This window comes from Cupriavidus basilensis, assembly GCF_029335485.1.
Classification (GTDB): domain Bacteria; phylum Pseudomonadota; class Gammaproteobacteria; order Burkholderiales; family Burkholderiaceae; genus Cupriavidus; species Cupriavidus basilensis_E.
In genome coordinates, this window is the sequence record NZ_JARJLM010000261.1 from 1 (window position 1) to 15,107 (window position 15,107).

Consider the following 15,107-nt stretch of genomic DNA (forward strand, 5'->3'; position numbering starts at 1 on the left):
CGCCGCTGGCCGTGGCGGCAAGGCGTTGCCTGGTGGCATGAAGGCGGCCAGTGCGGTGGGCAATGAATGGCGTTGCGGTTGCGGCTCGGTCTCGGCATTGCGGCTGCGCAGCTGTTGCGCAGCCTCGGCCAGACGCCCGCAGGCAGAACGAAGAGCTTGAACCATGGCGGCCCCGGTAGCGACGATGGCTGCATTGGGCCAGCAGACCATGACCGAGCCGTGACGGGAACATGAACGTCACATGACCGTTGCGTCGCCGCCATGGGGGCGCGCATGGAGTCCCTGCCCGGCTGTCCGCGGGGCGGGACCCGCCGAGGTTCGGCTCAGGCGGTGGGCGCCACGGCAGACAGCTGTGCAAGTGCGCCCAGCACGGCCTGCGTGACCCGTGGATGGCGCAGCAGGCTGACGTGGCCGATGCCCGCCAGGGCAATATGATGTGCGCCATCCAGCCAGGCCGTGCCTGCCGGGCCGGCAATCGAGTCGTGCCAGCTGAAGATGGATACCAGGGTCTCGCGCTGGCGCGGCTTCTCGCGTGCCGCCAGCGCACGTAGCCAGGCGCTGCCGCAGCGCATCTGCCGTGCATTGAAGCCGCTGCCGTAGCGCGCCAGCGCGCAGCCATGGTGTGGCGTGCCCAGCGTGACGATGCCGCGGCAGGGCGGCGCGGCGCCCCGGCCCGCCAGTGCGGCGCGCGCGGCCAGGCCGCCCATGCTGTGGCAGAGCAGCAGCGGTGGCTGGCCGGTGGTGGCGGCGATGCGCGCGATGGCGGCGCGCACTTCGAGGGCGTACTGGTCGATGTCGCCGAAGACCGGCTCCAGGTCGATCGCTTCGCAGTGATAGCCGGCAGCCGCCAGGGCCGGCTGCATGTCGAGCCAGACCGCATGGTTGCAGCCGTAACCGTGTACCAGCAGCAATGGGGGGTGCGATGCAGGAGCCCTGGCCGGCGCGAAGCGCCGTTGCGAGCAGAATGGCTGCAGCCAGTTGAACATGCGGAATACGGCGGCGTATTCGCGCAGAAAGCAGGTCAGCGCCTGCGCCAGCGTCAACGGCGCAGGCCGGATGGCCTGCAAGACGGGCGGAACCGGCGGCCGCGTCCCGGCCGGCTCGCCCAGGCCGCGCAAGGAAATGGCAAAGGCGCCCGCGACTGACAATCCATATGCCGCCAGCGCGACGCCGATACCGGCCAGCAGGCCCGCGGCGATGGGCCAGCCAAGCCAGGCATGGAGCGCGGCGGCGCAGCCCAGCGCGGCGGCGGCCTGCAATGCCACCGCGATGCGGCGCAAGGCGGCGGCCGACAGCTTCATGAATTGGGCGGGCGCAGGTCAGTCAGGCGGGTGCGGGCCAGGCGGTCGTGCAGGAACTGCCGCCTGGGGTCGAGCCAGGCGAGCAGGATCCAGATCAGCAGGCCGGCGGCGAGCACGCCGACGAAGGGCCCCTTGACCAGGCCGAGCCAGTGGCCGACCGCCGCCGATGGCGGCAGCCATAGCCAGGCCAGGAGGTAGCGCAGCGCTGCCTGGGGCCAGCGCGGGGGGACGCCCGCGCTGGTTTCCACGCGCATGCGCCAGGTCTGCATGGCCAGGGTCTGGCCATTGCGCTGCCAGAACCAGGCGAAGTAGCAGCCCAGCACCAGGAAGCTCCAGAGCTGCATGGCGAACGGGCCGTCCAGCCCCAGCTGCCGCAGTCCCGGGCGCGCCAGCAGGTACAGCGCGGTGGACGCGCTCAGCACGCCGAACAACAGCACGCCCTCGTACAGCATGCAGGCAATGCGCCGGCGGAGCGTGGGCGCCCTGGCCGGCAGCGCGGGGCCGGCTGGCGCGGAGGTGGCTGGCTTGGCGTCGGGTTTGGGCGTGATCACGGCAGGCATGGCGCAGAGGCGGGAAAGCGGCGAGGCCCGGTGATGAGGCCGCATCGGGCGGAGTGCCGTCGGGTAGATAAGACTGCCGGCTCGGCGGTGTCGCGTGTCGCCACGTGGCACCGCTGTCATTCGCGGCAGCGGCAGCCAAGGCATGGCGGTATCGCAACGCCCGGCCGCAAGGCAGCAAACAGGGCGCGGCGAGGCCGGGACAAGCGTGCATTATGCCAAAAGGCAGCGGCGGCAGGGCGGGAAGGCAGCGCCCGGCGACCTGTACGGCTCAGCGGCGTACCGGTTCGTCCGGCATGCCGGCGGTGCTGCTGCTGGCGGCTTCGGTGGCCGCCTCGCGCGGCGTGTCGGCGGCCGCCCCCGGCGCGCCGGTGGTTGCCGCAGGCGCCGGAGGCTCCTGGGCGGGCGCAGCGGATGCTGGCTCGGTCTTGCGCATGGCGGTCGACGTGGTGCCGGCGGGGGCCTTCTTCTGCAGGTGCAGCTGGCGGTTGGTTTCGGTGGGCAAGTGCCTGCCCGAGGGCAGGGCGCTGACGGCTCCCGGACGGCGCGGCACTTTTTCGGCCGCCGCGAGATTCTTCTTCTGCTCTTCCGGCAACTGCTGATACTTGTCCCAGGCTTCAGTCTTCTTCTTGGCCGGCAGCGAGCGCGTGATCTGGTAGTTTTCGCGCGCCAGGCGCCGCTGCTGCGGCGTCATCTTGACCCATTCCGTCATGCGGGTCTGCAGGCGAGCCTGCTCGGCCGGCGAGAACTTCTCATAACGCTCGGCAATCTTCAGCCATTTACGCCGGTTCAGCTCGGGAAAGCTGTTCCACTCTCCCGCCAGCGGCGCGAGCGCATGCTGCTGCACCGGGTTGAGTTCTTCCCAGGTCGGATGGGCATTGGCGACGGCGACGGCGACGCCGGGCGCATGGCCGCCTTGCGCCTGGCAGGTGGCCGGGCTCAGCCACAAGGTCGTGGCCGTGGCCATCGCCGCCAGCAGCAAAACCGCCAGCCGCCGGCGCGGCGCGTCGGGATGCAGGGGTGCGCTGGTCATATTACTGGCCGCGCTTCAGGAACACGTGGAAGCCCTGATCGGCGTAGGCGGTGGGCGGCAGGTCGTCGAGCAGCATGGCCGCATCCACATCCGCCAGTTCGTCGACGCGTTTTTGCTGCTGCCAGTGGTAGATACCCGCCAGGCCGGCGGCCAGCGCCACCAGTGTCCAGACCAGACCCAGCCGGCGCAGCCACGAGCCCGCCCGATGCAGTGGCGAATCGTCCTCGCCGAAGTCGGCCGTCTGCATGCCGGCAATCGCCAGTTGTGGAACAGTGGCAACGGCCTGTGCCTTTTTACGGGACAGCGCGATACGCCGCGCGGCGGCGAGCCGTTCGGTCACATCTGCCGGCAACGCATTCGCCCCGGCATCCAGTGCCGTACGAATCTCGTGTGCCAGGCGGCGTTCGTTGATCTCTTTTTCGTTTCTCGTGCTCATAGTCGGACCCCCCGCGCTCGCAATGCCTGCGCCAGTGTGTGCGTGGCACGGGAACAGTGCGTCTTGACGCTGCCTTCGGAGCATCCCATGACGGCAGCCGTTTCCGCGACGTCCATATCCTCCCAGTAACGCATCAGGAAGGCTTCGCGTTGACGTGCGGGCAGGCGCTGGATCTCCTGTTCGATGATGTGCATGGTCTGCGCGCGCTCGACCTTGTCGGCGCTGCTTTCGGCGGATTCGGAGCCGATTTCGGCCTCGAAAGTGTCGAGCAGGTCATTGTCTTCGCCCTCCCGGTCATCGCGCAGGTTGGAGAACAGCGTGACCCAGGTGTTGCGCACTTTCTGGCGGCGGAACCAGTCGTGGATGGTGTTTTGCAGTATGCGCTGGAATAGCGGCGCGAGTTCGGCGGCGCTCTTGTCGCCGTATTTTTCGGCGAGCTTGATCATCGCGTCCTGAACGATGTCCAGGGCGGCTTCGTCGTCGCGCACCGCAAACACGGCCTGTTTGAAGGCGCGCCGCTCGACGCTGGCGAGAAAGTCGGATAGTTCCTGATCGGTTGCCATGCAGGCGGGGTACAGACGGTGGGGCCGTGGCCGGCGGAAGTGCAGAATGGGGCTTCTTGCACGTCCAAAATGGTGGGATGCTAGCAAATAACCCCCCCTGTGACCATCCTTGTTCTCTCTTGTGGTCATTCAGGCGCAGGAAGCTGCCCCCCCTGCTCGCGACGCCATGCGATGGCCGGCAGGATGAAAAAAGCCCATAGACCAGCCTGATGCAATGCAGTAGAATCCTTGGTTCACACGACATCAGTGGTTGTCTCATCCGGCCGCTTATGAGGCGGTCTTCCATGCAGACGCGCACCGCTTGAACCCGTGCCACAAGCCCGGCAGAGAGCATCCGAACAATTTTTTGCCGAAAATTGCAAAGGACTGAAATGAACATGCCCAGCGCGGAATTCTCCCACGCAGACAGCAATTCATCTGCCGCACCCGAAATGATCGGGGCGGAAATTCTCGTTCACGCACTTGCCGAAGAAGGCGTCGAGTACGTCTGGGGCTACCCTGGCGGCGCAGTGCTGTATATCTACGACGAGTTCTACAAGCAAAAGAAGATCGAGCACATCCTGGTGCGCCACGAGCAAGCCGCGGTTCATGCCGCAGACGGCTATGCGCGTGCGACCGGCAAGGTGGGCTGCGCCCTGGTGACCTCCGGTCCCGGCGTCACCAATGCGGTGACGGGCATCGCCACGGCCTACCTGGATTCGATCCCGATGGTGATCATCACCGGCAACGTGCCGACGCACGCCATCGGACAGGATGCTTTCCAGGAGTGCGACACGGTCGGCATTACCCGCCCCATCGTCAAGCACAACTTCCTGGTCAAGGACGTCCGCGATCTCGCTTCGACCATCAAGAAGGCGTTCTATATCGCCGCGACCGGCCGCCCCGGCCCGGTTGTCGTGGATATCCCCAAGGACGTCTCCCGCAATTCCTGCAAGTACGAGTATCCCAAGTCGATCGACATGCGCTCGTACAGCCCGGTGAACAAGGGCCATTCGGGCCAGATCCGCAAGGCGCTCGCGCTGTTGCAGGGCGCCGAACGACCGTTCATCTACGCCGGCGGCGGGGTGGTGCTGGCCAACGCCAGCGAGGAGCTGCGCCAGCTGGCTGCGCTGACCGGCCATCCGGTCACCAACACGCTGATGGGTCTCGGCTCGTTCCCCGGCACCAGCAAGCAGTTCGTCGGCATGCTCGGCATGCACGGCACGTATGAAGCCAATATGGCCATGCAGAACTGCGACGTGCTGATTGCCATCGGCGCCCGTTTCGACGACCGCGTGATCGGCAACCCGGCGCACTTCACCTCGCAGCCGCGCAAGATCGTTCATATCGACATCGATCCCTCTTCCATCTCGAAGCGGGTCAAGGTCGACATTCCCATCGTCGGCAACGTCAAGGACGTGCTGCAGGAGCTGATCGCGCAACTGCAGGCCAGCGACGTCAAGCCCAAGCGCGAGGCCCTGGCCCGCTGGTGGGAGCAGATCGAGCAATGGCGTTCGGTGGACTGCCTCAAGTACGACCGCAACTCCGAGATCATCAAGCCGCAGTACGTGGTGGAAAAGATCTGGGAACTCACGCACGGCGATGCCTTCATCTGCTCGGACGTGGGTCAGCACCAGATGTGGGCGGCGCAGTTCTACAAGTTCAACGAGCCGCGCCGCTGGATCAATTCCGGTGGCCTGGGCACGATGGGCGTGGGCCTGCCGTATGCGATGGGCATCAAGAAAGCCTTCCCCGAGAAGGAGGTGGTGACCATCACCGGCGAAGGCTCGATCCAGATGTGCATCCAGGAACTGTCGACCTGCCTGCAGTACGACACCCCGGTCAAGATCTGCGCGCTCAACAACCGCTATCTCGGCATGGTGCGCCAGTGGCAGGAAATCGAGTACGACAACCGCTACTCGCATTCCTACATGGACGCGCTGCCCGATTTCGTCAAGCTGGCCGAGGCCTATGGCCATATCGGCATGCGCATCGAAAAGACGGCCGACGTCGAGCCCGCCCTGCGCGAAGCCTTCCGCCTGAAAGACCGTACCGTGTTCCTCGATTTCCAGACCGATCCGACTGAAAACGTGTGGCCCATGGTGCAGGCCGGCAAGGGCATCTCCGAAATGCTGCTCGGCGCGGAGGACCTGTAATGCGACACATTATTTCGGTCCTGCTTGAAAACGAAGCCGGCGCGCTGTCGCGCGTGGTCGGCCTGTTCTCGGCCCGCGGCTATAACATCGAGACGCTGACGGTGGCGCCCACCGAAGACGCCTCGCTGTCGCGCATGACCATTGTCACCAGCGGCTCCGACGACGTGATCGAACAGATCACCAAGCATCTGAACCGCCTGGTGGAAGTGGTCAAGGTGGTGGACCTGACCGAAGGCGCGCACATCGAGCGCGAGCTGATGCTCGTCAAGGTGCGCGCGGTCGGCAAGGAGCGTGAGGAAATGAAGCGCACCGCCGACATCTTCCGCGGCCGCATCATCGACGTCACCGAGAAGACCTACACCATCGAGCTGACCGGCAACGGCGTCAAGCTGGATGCGTTCCTGGACGCCATCGACCGTGCCGCCATTCTCGAGACCGTCCGTACCGGCGGCTCGGGCATTGGCCGCGGCGAGCGCATCCTGAAGGTCTGACCCGATTGCAGTATCCAAGGGCGGCGCCGGTGCCGGCACTAGCCGGGCGGTAGCCGCCAGCCCGACACACGAAAACGAAAGATCGAAGGAAATATCATGAAAGTGTTTTACGACAAGGACGCCGACCTCTCCCTGATCAAGGGCAAGAACGTCACCATCATCGGCTACGGCTCGCAAGGCCACGCCCACGCGCTGAACCTGAATGATTCGGGCGTGAAGGTCACCGTCGGCCTGCGCAAGAACGGCGCCTCGTGGAACAAGGCTGTGAACGCCGGCCTGCAGGTGAAGGAAGTGGCCGAGGCCGTCAAGAGCGCCGACGTGGTCATGATCCTGCTGCCGGACGAGCAGATCGCCGACGTGTACAAGAACGAAGTGCACGACAACATCAAGGAAGGCGCTGCGCTGGCCTTCGCCCACGGCTTCAATGTGCACTACGGTGCCGTGATCCCGCGCGCCGACCTCGACGTCATCATGATCGCGCCGAAGGCCCCGGGCCACACCGTGCGCGGCACCTATGCCCAAGGCGGCGGCGTGCCTCACCTGATCGCCGTGCACCAGGACAAGTCGGGCTCGGCCCGTGACATCGCCCTGTCGTACGCAACCGCCAACGGCGGCGGCCGTGCCGGCATCATCGAGACCAACTTCCGCGAAGAAACCGAAACCGACCTGTTCGGCGAGCAGGCCGTGCTGTGCGGCGGTACCGTCGAGCTGATCAAGGCTGGCTTCGAGACGCTGGTGGAAGCCGGCTACGCGCCGGAAATGGCTTACTTCGAGTGCCTGCACGAACTCAAGCTGATCGTCGACCTGATCTATGAAGGCGGCATCGCCAACATGAACTACTCGATCTCCAACAACGCCGAATACGGCGAATACGTCACCGGCCCGCGCGTCGTGACCGAGGAGACCAAGAAGGCCATGAAGCAGTGCCTGACCGACATCCAGACCGGCGAATACGCCAAGAGCTTCCTGCTGGAAAACAAGGCTGGCGCACCGACCCTGATCTCGCGCCGCCGCCTGACCGCCGAGCACCAGATCGAGGAAGTGGGCGCGAAGCTGCGCGCCATGATGCCCTGGATCGCCAAGAACAAGCTGGTCGACCAGTCGAAGAACTAAGCTGTACCGCAGTCCTACGGCCTGCCGCGGCTGACGGCGCGGGCCGCGGCCGTTCAGATTTCCGCACGATCCCCCGCTTCGAGGGGTTATTCGGGCGGAAGCTGAACGGCTTTTTGTTATCCTTGTCAGACTTTATCCACCTAGTAAGCACTGCATGAACTATCCTCATCCGCTAATCGCCCGTGAAGGCTGGCCGTTCCTGGCTGGCGCCTTTGTCATCTCGCTGCTGGTGCAGGTCGGCGCCGGCTTCTGGTGGGCCTTGCCGCTGTGGATCATTACGCTGTTCGTGCTGCAGTTTTTCCGCGATCCGCCGCGGCCGATCCCGGCCCAGCCGAACGCCGTCCTGGCCCCCGCCGACGGCCGTATCGTGGTGGTCGAGAAGACCATGGATCCCTATGCGGGGCGCGAAGCGCTGAAGATCAGCGTATTCATGAACGTGTTCAACGTACACTCCAACCGCGTGTCCGTGGACGGCAAGGTTGAGAAGGTCGAGTATTTCCCCGGCAAGTTCGTCAACGCCGACCTCGACAAGGCCTCGCTGGAGAACGAACGCAACGCCGTGGTCATCCGCCGTGCCGCCGACGGCAAGGTGGTGACCCTGGTGCAGGTGGCCGGCCTCGTCGCCCGCCGCATCCTGTGCTATACGCGAGTTGGCGAAACGCTCTCGCGCGGCCAGCGCTACGGCTTTATCCGCTTTGGCTCGCGCGTGGACGTCTACCTGCCGGTGGATGCGCGTCCGCGCGTCACCATCGGCGAGAAGGTGTCGGCCTCGTCCACCATCCTGGCCGAGCTGGATTGATCCGGCTTCGCCGGAGCAGATCAGACCCACTGGAGAACAGGCATGGGTGCTTTCAACCGACGCAACAAGCGCGCCAGCAACGGCAATGTGACTCACTTGCGTCCCTTCCGCCATAACCAGCGGCGCGGCAACGAGGCCGACGGCTTCGACGACGAGGCGGCCGCCGACGATCACGACATCGAGTACGTGCGTCCGCGCCGGCGCGGCATCTACCTGTTGCCCAACGCCTTTACCACGGCGGCGCTGTTTGCCGGCTTCTTTGCGATCGTGCAGGCCATGAACATGCGCTTCGACAGCGCGGCCATCGCCATTTTCGCCGCCATGGTGCTGGACGGCATGGACGGCCGCGTGGCGCGCATCACCAATACGCAGAGCGCGTTCGGCGAACAGTACGATTCGCTGTCGGACATGACCTCGTTCGGCGTCGCGCCGGCGCTGGTGATGTATGAGTGGATCCTGCACGACCTGGGCAAGTGGGGGTGGATCGCCGCCTTTGTCTATTGCACCTGCGCCGCGCTGCGGCTGGCCCGCTTCAATGCCAATATCGGCGTGGTCGACAAGCGCTTCTTCCAGGGGCTGCCCAGCCCGGCGGCGGCGGCGCTGGTGGCCGGTTTTGTCTGGCTGGCGATCGACAACAAGCTGCCGGTCAAGGAGCTGTGGATGCCGTGGGCGGCGTTCGGCATCACGCTGTATGCCGGGCTGTCAATGGTGACGAATGCGCCCTTCTATAGCGGCAAGGCGCTCGACGTCCGCTACCGCGTGCCCTTCGGCATGATGGTGCTGGTGCTGGTGCTGTTCGTGGTGGTGTCGACGGATCCGCCGGTTGCCTTGTTCGGCTTGTTCGTGGTGTACGCGATCTCCGGCTATGTGCTGTGGGGCTGGCGGGCGCTCCACGGCGAGCCGGCCGGCGCGCGCAAGGTGCGCGACGGCGGGAACGATCGTTCCTGAACGCAGGTCAGTAAAAAGGCGCTTCGGCGCCTTTTTACTTTTTGGTTCCCGGGTCCGCAAGGATCCAGGCGCCGGTTTCCAGAATCCCGGGCGCGGAGCCCGGGCCAGCGGCGCAGTCGGCCGTGGTTTGCTGTACCCATTGTTGTCCACTTATCACTGGAGGTTTGTCATGGGCATGCTCGACTTCATCAAGGAAGCAGGAGAGAAACTGTTCGGCGGCGGCGAAGCCAAGGCCGCACAGGATGCGGCTGCCGCGGATGCGTCCCCGGCCAATGTCGATGCGGCCAACCGCGCCGCCGGCGATGCCATCGAGGCCTATATCAGGCAGATGGGGCTGGATGCCACCGGCCTGATGGCGCAGGTGGATGGCTCGCAGGGGCTGGTGACGGTATTCGGCGTGGCGCCGGACCAGGCCACGCGCGAGAAGATCATCCTGTGCTGCGGCAATGTGCAGGGCGTGGACAAGGTAGAGGACAAGATGTCGGTCAATGTCGAGGCGGCCGAGTCGCAGTGGCATACCGTGGCCAAGGGCGACACGCTGTGGGCAATCTCGCAGGCGGCCTACGGCAACGGTGCGCTATACACCGCCATCTTCGAGGCGAACCGGCCGATGCTGTCGGATCCGGACAAGATCTATCCCGGCCAGAAGCTGCGCATTCCGCCCAAGGACTGACGACGGCCGGCGGCCGGCATCCCGGGGCCTGCCGTGCCCGGAGCCGGCCGGAGCCCGCCATCGAACCGATTGATGCATCCGTATTGCGCGCGCGCGGCTTCTCGGCTATAGTCGCTGACATGATTTCGCGCCAAGCCCTACTCGCCCGCACCATTCTAGGTGGCCTACTAGGCCATCAGGTTGGGACGCGTTCGCGCTGAGGGAAGCCAACCCCCTCGCGCAAAGTCACACAGGATTCACAAACGCCCCGGCCTGCATTACTGCACGCCGGGGCGTTTTGCATTCAGCGGAAATACAGCAGGACAGCAGAACGAAACGGCGGACGCCGAGACAGCAACTTGATTCGCCAGACACAAAGATAAGCCCAGGAGCCCCACCCATGTCCGACAAACTCATTATTTTCGACACCACCTTGCGCGATGGCGAGCAGTCGCCTGGCGCCTCCATGACCCGCGAGGAAAAAATCCGCATCGCGCGCCAGCTGGAGCGCCTCAAGGTCGACGTGATCGAAGCCGGCTTCGCGGCCAGCTCCAACGGTGATTTCGAAGCCATCCGCTCCATCGCGCAGGTGGTCAAGGACTCGACCATCTGCTCGCTGGCACGCGCCAACGACCGTGATATCGCACGCGCCGCGGAGGCGCTGAAGCCGGCCAACTCCTTCCGCATCCATACCTTCATCGCCACCTCGGCGCTGCATATGGAAAAGAAGCTGCGCATGACGCCGGACCAGGTCTACGAACAGGCTCGCCTGGCAGTGCGCTTCGCGCGGCAGTTCACCGACGACATCGAGTTCTCGCCGGAAGACGGCAGCCGCTCGGACATGGATTTCCTGTGCCGCGTGCTGGAAGGCGTGATCGCCGAAGGCGCCACCACCATCAACCTGCCGGATACGGTGGGCTACGCCGTGCCGGAAGGCTACGCGGCGCTGATCCGTTCGGTGCGCGAGCGTATCCCCAATTCCGACAAGGCCGTGTGGTCCGTGCATTGCCACAATGACCTCGGCATGGCGGTGGCCAATTCGCTGGCGGCGGTCAAGCTCGGCGGCGCGCGCCAGGTCGAGTGCACCATCAACGGCCTGGGCGAACGTGCCGGCAATACCAGCCTGGAAGAAGTGGTGATGGCGGTCAAGACCCGCCGCGACTACTTCGACCTGGACGTCGGCGTGGACACCACCCAGATCGTGCCGGCCTCCAAGCTGGTATCGCAGATCACCGGCTTCGTGGTGCAGCCGAACAAGGCGGTGGTCGGCGCCAACGCTTTCGCCCACGCTTCCGGCATCCACCAGGACGGCGTGCTGAAGGCGCGCGATACCTACGAGATCATGCGGGCCGAGGATGTGGGCTGGACCGCCAACAAGATCGTGCTGGGCAAGCTGTCGGGCCGCAACGCCTTCAAGCAGCGCCTGCAGGAGCTCGGCATCGAGCTGGACAGCGAAAGCGAGGTCAACGCTGCGTTCGCCCGCTTCAAGGAACTCGCCGACCAGAAGTCCGAGATTTTCGACGAAGACATCATGGCCATCGTTTCCGACGAGGCGCACGACGTCAACGACCATTTCCGCTTTATCTCGCTGTCCCAGCACTCCGAGACCGGCGAGCGCCCGCATGCGCGCGTGGTGTTCAATATGGACGGCCAGGAACTGACGGGCGAAGGCGAGGGCAATGGTCCGGTCGATGCCACCCTGCACGCGATCGAGGGCAAGGTCGGCAGCGGCGCCGAGCTGGTGCTGTATTCGGTCAACGCCATCACCACGGGCACGCAGGCCCAGGGTGAAGTGACCGTGCGCCTGTCGAAGGGCGGGCGCATCGTCAACGGCGTGGGTACCGATCCCGATATCGTCGCCGCCTCGGCCAAGGCCTACCTGGCCGCATTGAACAAGCTGCACGACAAGGCCGTGCAGAAGATCAACCCGCAGATCTGATCCAGGTCCGTGCGGTAAGCCCGCGGCCTATCCGGCCCGCGGGGCTTGAATCGGCCCGCCGCGTTCCCACGAGGACGCCGGCGGGCAATTTGCGTTCACCGTCCGGCCCGCGCGAGGTCAATGGATGGCCGGCGGGTGGGGCTCAGCGCCGCCGGCTGGGCCGATCGAAGAGCGGATCCGGCGTGATCTGCGTCTGGCGCAGCACGCCGCCGTCGTCGAAATAAAAATTGAACAGCGACGGCCAGTTGTCTTCATGGCGGAATCGGTACGACCACACTTCCCGTTTCATCAGCGGGTAATACTGCGAGGGCTCGCGGGGCTTGCCGAAATGCTGCTCCACGTCCAGCTTGGTCCAGACATCGACCTTGGCCTTATAGAGTTCTTCGGTCTGCAGCATCTGGCGGAACCTGGTCAGCCGTCCGCTTTTGTCGAAGTCGGCCGCGTAAGCCTGCTGCCCGAGGGGTTGCTTCGAGTAGATCCAGCGCTGCGTGCCGTCGGATAGCCGATACGTATCCGTTGGCGTGCCGAACCGCGCCTGCACGGCCGCTTCCGGCGCACCTACCATTTTCTGGCCTTCCTCGACGGGTTGCAGCACGGAGCAGGCCGATAGTGCCGTCGCTGCTGCAGCGAGCACGATCCAGCTGACTGCACGTGGCGCTGACGTCTTCATGGCTGTCCTTTTGCGGAAATATCCGCGTGATAAAACTTAGGAGTGTAGCCGCGCGCAAAACGTTGTGCGCGAGGCTAGTAACATGCAAGGACTTCCCGGCGCTGGGGCGTGCCGGGTCCGTGGCACGTACTAAAGATCACTTGCGGCCGGCCGATATCCTTTCTTTTGTGCAGCAGCCATTCGAACAAGAGGGATACCGTCCATGCAAGGCAGACACATTCCGTCCAACCTTCAAGCACTAGGGCTAGACGGCATTCTCATCATCAACGTCCGATCCTTCGTGGAGCGGCGCAAGCATATCGAGGCGCAACTGGCCCGCTTTGGCATGACCGGCGAGCTCGTCCACGAGTTTGACGCCGACGATATCGACCCGGAAACCGACCGCGCCTATTTCAAGGGGGAAGGGCTGCGCCCTGCGCAGAAATCCTGCTCGCTGAAGCATATCGTCGCGCTCGAGCGTATCCGGCAACGCGGATGGCGGCGCGCGCTGGTGCTGGAAGACGATGCCGTGCTATCGGACGCCTTCCTGGCGGGCCTGGCGCAAGCGCTGGAGGAAGCCGGTTCCCACGCCGGCCCGCACGTCATCTACCTGGGCTGTGGCGGGAACCAGTACACGCCCCGCAGCAAACGGGTTGCCGGGCAGTACCTGTACCGCAACTGCCGCGGCCGGCTCACCGACTCCTATCTGCTTGGCGCTGCCGCGGCCGGCCTCAGGCTTGAGTGGATGGCACGCAACCCGACCGAATTGCCGATCGATCTCGCGTTCGACAAGATGGATCATGAAATGGGAATTGCCATTCTCTGGTTCGAAGACCCGTTGGTGGAGCAAGGCAGCAAGAACGGCGCGTTTCGCAACACGTTGGAGCCCGTCGCTCGCCCACCCGTGGTGCAGCGAGTCCATTTCCACTGGAAGAAACTCTGGCAAAAGCGCCTGCGCCAGCTCTGGCGCTAGTGGTCGTGGTCTCGCACTGAGATGCGCTGGGCAAGCAAGTCTCCTGGGAACGCGGAGCGTCCGGTGTTGCCGCAGCCCGGTCCCTGGCTTACCATGCACCGCTTTGGCGGGAGATCTATCGATGCGGGTGAAACGATGGCTGGCGGGCTGGCTGCTGGCGGTAGCGGCAAGCGCCGGCGCGCAGGAGCCGATCCGGCTCGGCCTGATCGAAGGGCTGTCCGGCCCTTTCGCCAACGCGGGCGATGCGGTGGTGCGCAATCTGCGGATGGCCATCGACCGCGTGAATGCGCGCGGCGGCGTCAGGACCGCCGAAGGCCCGCGCCCCTTCGAGCTGGTCGCGTTCGATAGCAAGGGCAATGTCGACGAGAGCCTGATCCAGCTGCGCGGCCTGGTGGACCGGCGCATTCCCTTTGTCTTGCAGGGCAACAGTTCGGCGGTGGCCGGCGCGCTGGTGGGCGCCATCAACCGCAACAATGCGCGGCAGCCCGATGCCCGCGTGCTGTTTCTCAACTATTCGGCGGTCGATCCGGTTCTCACCAACGAGAACTGCAGCTTCTGGCATTTTCGCTTCGACGCCAGCGCCGATATGCGCATGCAGGCGCTGACCGAGGTCATCCGCACCGACAAGAGCGTGCGCCGCGTCTACCTGATCGACCAGGACTATAGCTTCGGCCACCAGGTGGCGCGTTCGGCCCGCGAGATGCTGGCCGCCAAGCGGCCCGACCTGCGCATCGTCGGCGACGAATTCCACCCGATCGGCAAGATCAAGGACTTCGCCCCGTACATCGCCAAGATCAAGGCCAGCGGCGCCGATGCGGTGATCACCGGCAACTGGGGCAACGACCTGACCCTGATGGTCAAGGCCGCGCGCGAAGGCGGGCTGAACGCCAGGTTCTATACCTTCTACGGCAATGGCCTGGGCGCGCCGGCGGCCATGGGCGATGCCGGTGTAGGGCGGGTGCTGGCCGTGGCGGAGTGGCATCCCAATGTCGGCGGCGCGGCCTCCGACGCCTTTTACCAGGCCTTCCGCGCCCGCTACCCGGAGCCCAGGGACGACTATGTGCACCTGCGCATGCAGATGATGGTGGAAATGCTGGCGCGCGCGATCGAACAGGCGGGCTCGACCGATGCCGCCAAGGTGGCGCGAGCGCTGGAGGGCATGCGCTATGTCAACGACTTCCATGAAGCCACGATCCGCGCGGACGATCACCAGGTGCTGCAGCCGCTTTATGTTTCCGTGATGGAGCGGCAGGGCGGGGAGGTCCGGTTCGACAATGAGGGCTCGGGGTACGGGTTCCGGACGGTGAAGAAGCTGAAGGCGGCGCAGACGACGTTGCCGACGACCTGCAAGATGGAGAGGTTTTAAGTCTTGAGCCGGGGCGTGGCCGCGTCAACAGCGTGTCAGGCCGCCGCTGCCCACGCCGGCTCCATAACGGCGCCATAAGCCGTTGCAGGTCAACCAGCGGGATTTGGCCGCGTATCCGGGCCTGCGCATCGGGGACTGGCCGGCGCCGCCCG

15 protein-coding genes are annotated in these 15,107 nt (G+C 65.2%); 9 read left to right on the top strand and 6 right to left on the bottom strand.

The window, feature by feature from the left end:
* Window positions 1–323: 323 nt before the first annotated feature.
* From P3W85_RS15225 to P3W85_RS15245, 5 genes are all read right to left on the bottom strand, one after another.
* Window positions 324–1,301 carry an esterase/lipase family protein gene (locus P3W85_RS15225; RefSeq protein WP_276265413.1) on the bottom strand — a complete coding sequence of 326 codons (978 nt, stop codon included), beginning with the start codon at window positions 1,299–1,301 and terminating at the stop codon, window positions 324–326.
* Window positions 1,298–1,861: an RDD family protein gene (locus P3W85_RS15230; protein ID WP_276265414.1), complete on the bottom strand. Its 564-nt coding sequence runs from the start codon at window positions 1,859–1,861 to the stop codon at window positions 1,298–1,300. Before P3W85_RS15230 ends, P3W85_RS15225 begins: the two co-directional genes overlap by 4 nt.
* A 268-nt stretch (window positions 1,862–2,129) precedes the next feature.
* Entirely contained in the window at window positions 2,130–2,891 is a 762-nt protein-coding gene (locus P3W85_RS15235; RefSeq protein ID WP_276265415.1) for a DUF3106 domain-containing protein, read from the bottom strand.
* A gap of 1 nt (window position 2,892) precedes the next feature.
* Window positions 2,893–3,327 (bottom strand): DUF3619 family protein, encoded by a 435-nt coding sequence (locus P3W85_RS15240; RefSeq protein ID WP_017225619.1) that lies wholly within the window; start codon window positions 3,325–3,327, stop codon window positions 2,893–2,895.
* Window positions 3,324–3,890, bottom strand: coding sequence for an RNA polymerase sigma factor (locus tag P3W85_RS15245; protein ID WP_017225620.1), 567 nt, complete (start codon window positions 3,888–3,890; stop codon window positions 3,324–3,326). The genes P3W85_RS15240 and P3W85_RS15245 overlap by 4 nt, the downstream gene beginning before the upstream one ends.
* 371 nt (window positions 3,891–4,261) lie before the next feature.
* On the opposite strand from P3W85_RS15245, the gene P3W85_RS15250 reads away from it, so the two are divergent.
* The 7 genes from P3W85_RS15250 (at window position 4,262) to P3W85_RS15280 (ending at window position 11,967) form a co-directional block, all read left to right on the top strand.
* A complete protein-coding gene (locus P3W85_RS15250) occupies window positions 4,262–6,025 on the top strand; it encodes an acetolactate synthase 3 catalytic subunit (protein WP_017225621.1) in 1,764 nt (587 codons plus the stop codon).
* Window positions 6,025–6,516, top strand: coding sequence for an acetolactate synthase small subunit (ilvN, locus tag P3W85_RS15255; RefSeq protein WP_017225622.1), 492 nt, complete (start codon window positions 6,025–6,027; stop codon window positions 6,514–6,516). The genes P3W85_RS15250 and ilvN overlap by 1 nt, the downstream gene beginning before the upstream one ends.
* A gap of 96 nt (window positions 6,517–6,612) precedes the next feature.
* Window positions 6,613–7,629 carry a ketol-acid reductoisomerase gene (ilvC, locus tag P3W85_RS15260; protein WP_017225623.1) on the top strand — a complete coding sequence of 339 codons (1,017 nt, stop codon included), beginning with the start codon at window positions 6,613–6,615 and terminating at the stop codon, window positions 7,627–7,629.
* Between the two features lie 154 nt (window positions 7,630–7,783).
* On the top strand, window positions 7,784–8,428 hold the full coding sequence (locus P3W85_RS15265; RefSeq protein WP_017225624.1) for a phosphatidylserine decarboxylase: 645 nt from the start codon (window positions 7,784–7,786) through the stop codon (window positions 8,426–8,428).
* Window positions 8,429–8,470: 42 nt separating this feature from the next.
* Complete coding sequence (gene pssA / locus P3W85_RS15270) at window positions 8,471–9,376, top strand: CDP-diacylglycerol--serine O-phosphatidyltransferase (protein WP_017225625.1); 906 nt, start codon at window positions 8,471–8,473, stop codon at window positions 9,374–9,376.
* Window positions 9,377–9,545: 169 nt separating this feature from the next.
* Complete coding sequence (gene lysM / locus P3W85_RS15275; protein WP_017225626.1) at window positions 9,546–10,049, top strand: peptidoglycan-binding protein LysM; 504 nt, start codon at window positions 9,546–9,548, stop codon at window positions 10,047–10,049.
* A 379-nt stretch (window positions 10,050–10,428) separates the two neighbouring features.
* Window positions 10,429–11,967 (top strand): 2-isopropylmalate synthase, encoded by a 1,539-nt coding sequence (locus tag P3W85_RS15280; RefSeq protein ID WP_017225627.1) that lies wholly within the window; start codon window positions 10,429–10,431, stop codon window positions 11,965–11,967.
* A gap of 142 nt (window positions 11,968–12,109) precedes the next feature.
* Here the strand turns inward: P3W85_RS15280 and P3W85_RS15285 are convergent, their stop codons facing one another.
* Window positions 12,110–12,637, bottom strand: a complete 528-nt coding sequence (locus P3W85_RS15285) for a hypothetical protein (protein WP_276265416.1) — start codon at window positions 12,635–12,637, stop codon at window positions 12,110–12,112.
* Window positions 12,638–12,839: 202 nt separating this feature from the next.
* Here P3W85_RS15285 and P3W85_RS15290 point away from each other — a divergent pair, with 202 nt between their 5' ends.
* Both P3W85_RS15290 and P3W85_RS15295 read left to right on the top strand, forming a co-directional pair.
* A complete protein-coding gene (locus tag P3W85_RS15290; RefSeq protein ID WP_051078430.1) occupies window positions 12,840–13,589 on the top strand; it encodes a glycosyltransferase family 25 protein in 750 nt (249 codons plus the stop codon).
* A gap of 121 nt (window positions 13,590–13,710) precedes the next feature.
* Window positions 13,711–14,955: a branched-chain amino acid ABC transporter substrate-binding protein gene (locus tag P3W85_RS15295; protein ID WP_276265417.1), complete on the top strand. Its 1,245-nt coding sequence runs from the start codon at window positions 13,711–13,713 to the stop codon at window positions 14,953–14,955.
* The last annotated feature ends 152 nt before the right edge of the window (window positions 14,956–15,107 follow it).

Coding starts and splice junctions, on each gene's coding strand:
- P3W85_RS15280 (WP_017225627.1), top strand. CDS start 10,429: ATGTCCGACAAACTCATTATTTTCGACACCACCTTGCGCGATGGCGAG.
- lysM (WP_017225626.1), top strand. CDS start 9,546: ATGGGCATGCTCGACTTCATCAAGGAAGCAGGAGAGAAACTGTTCGGC.
- P3W85_RS15240 (WP_017225619.1), bottom strand. CDS start 3,327: ATGAGCACGAGAAACGAAAAAGAGATCAACGAACGCCGCCTGGCACAC.
- P3W85_RS15290 (WP_051078430.1), top strand. CDS start 12,840: ATGCAAGGCAGACACATTCCGTCCAACCTTCAAGCACTAGGGCTAGAC.
- P3W85_RS15285 (WP_276265416.1), bottom strand. CDS start 12,637: ATGAAGACGTCAGCGCCACGTGCAGTCAGCTGGATCGTGCTCGCTGCA.
- P3W85_RS15225 (WP_276265413.1), bottom strand. CDS start 1,301: ATGAAGCTGTCGGCCGCCGCCTTGCGCCGCATCGCGGTGGCATTGCAG.
- ilvN (WP_017225622.1), top strand. CDS start 6,025: ATGCGACACATTATTTCGGTCCTGCTTGAAAACGAAGCCGGCGCGCTG.
- P3W85_RS15235 (WP_276265415.1), bottom strand. CDS start 2,891: ATGACCAGCGCACCCCTGCATCCCGACGCGCCGCGCCGGCGGCTGGCG.
- P3W85_RS15295 (WP_276265417.1), top strand. CDS start 13,711: ATGCGGGTGAAACGATGGCTGGCGGGCTGGCTGCTGGCGGTAGCGGCA.
- P3W85_RS15265 (WP_017225624.1), top strand. CDS start 7,784: ATGAACTATCCTCATCCGCTAATCGCCCGTGAAGGCTGGCCGTTCCTG.
- P3W85_RS15250 (WP_017225621.1), top strand. CDS start 4,262: ATGAACATGCCCAGCGCGGAATTCTCCCACGCAGACAGCAATTCATCT.
- pssA (WP_017225625.1), top strand. CDS start 8,471: ATGGGTGCTTTCAACCGACGCAACAAGCGCGCCAGCAACGGCAATGTG.
- ilvC (WP_017225623.1), top strand. CDS start 6,613: ATGAAAGTGTTTTACGACAAGGACGCCGACCTCTCCCTGATCAAGGGC.
- P3W85_RS15245 (WP_017225620.1), bottom strand. CDS start 3,890: ATGGCAACCGATCAGGAACTATCCGACTTTCTCGCCAGCGTCGAGCGG.
- P3W85_RS15230 (WP_276265414.1), bottom strand. CDS start 1,861: ATGCCTGCCGTGATCACGCCCAAACCCGACGCCAAGCCAGCCACCTCC.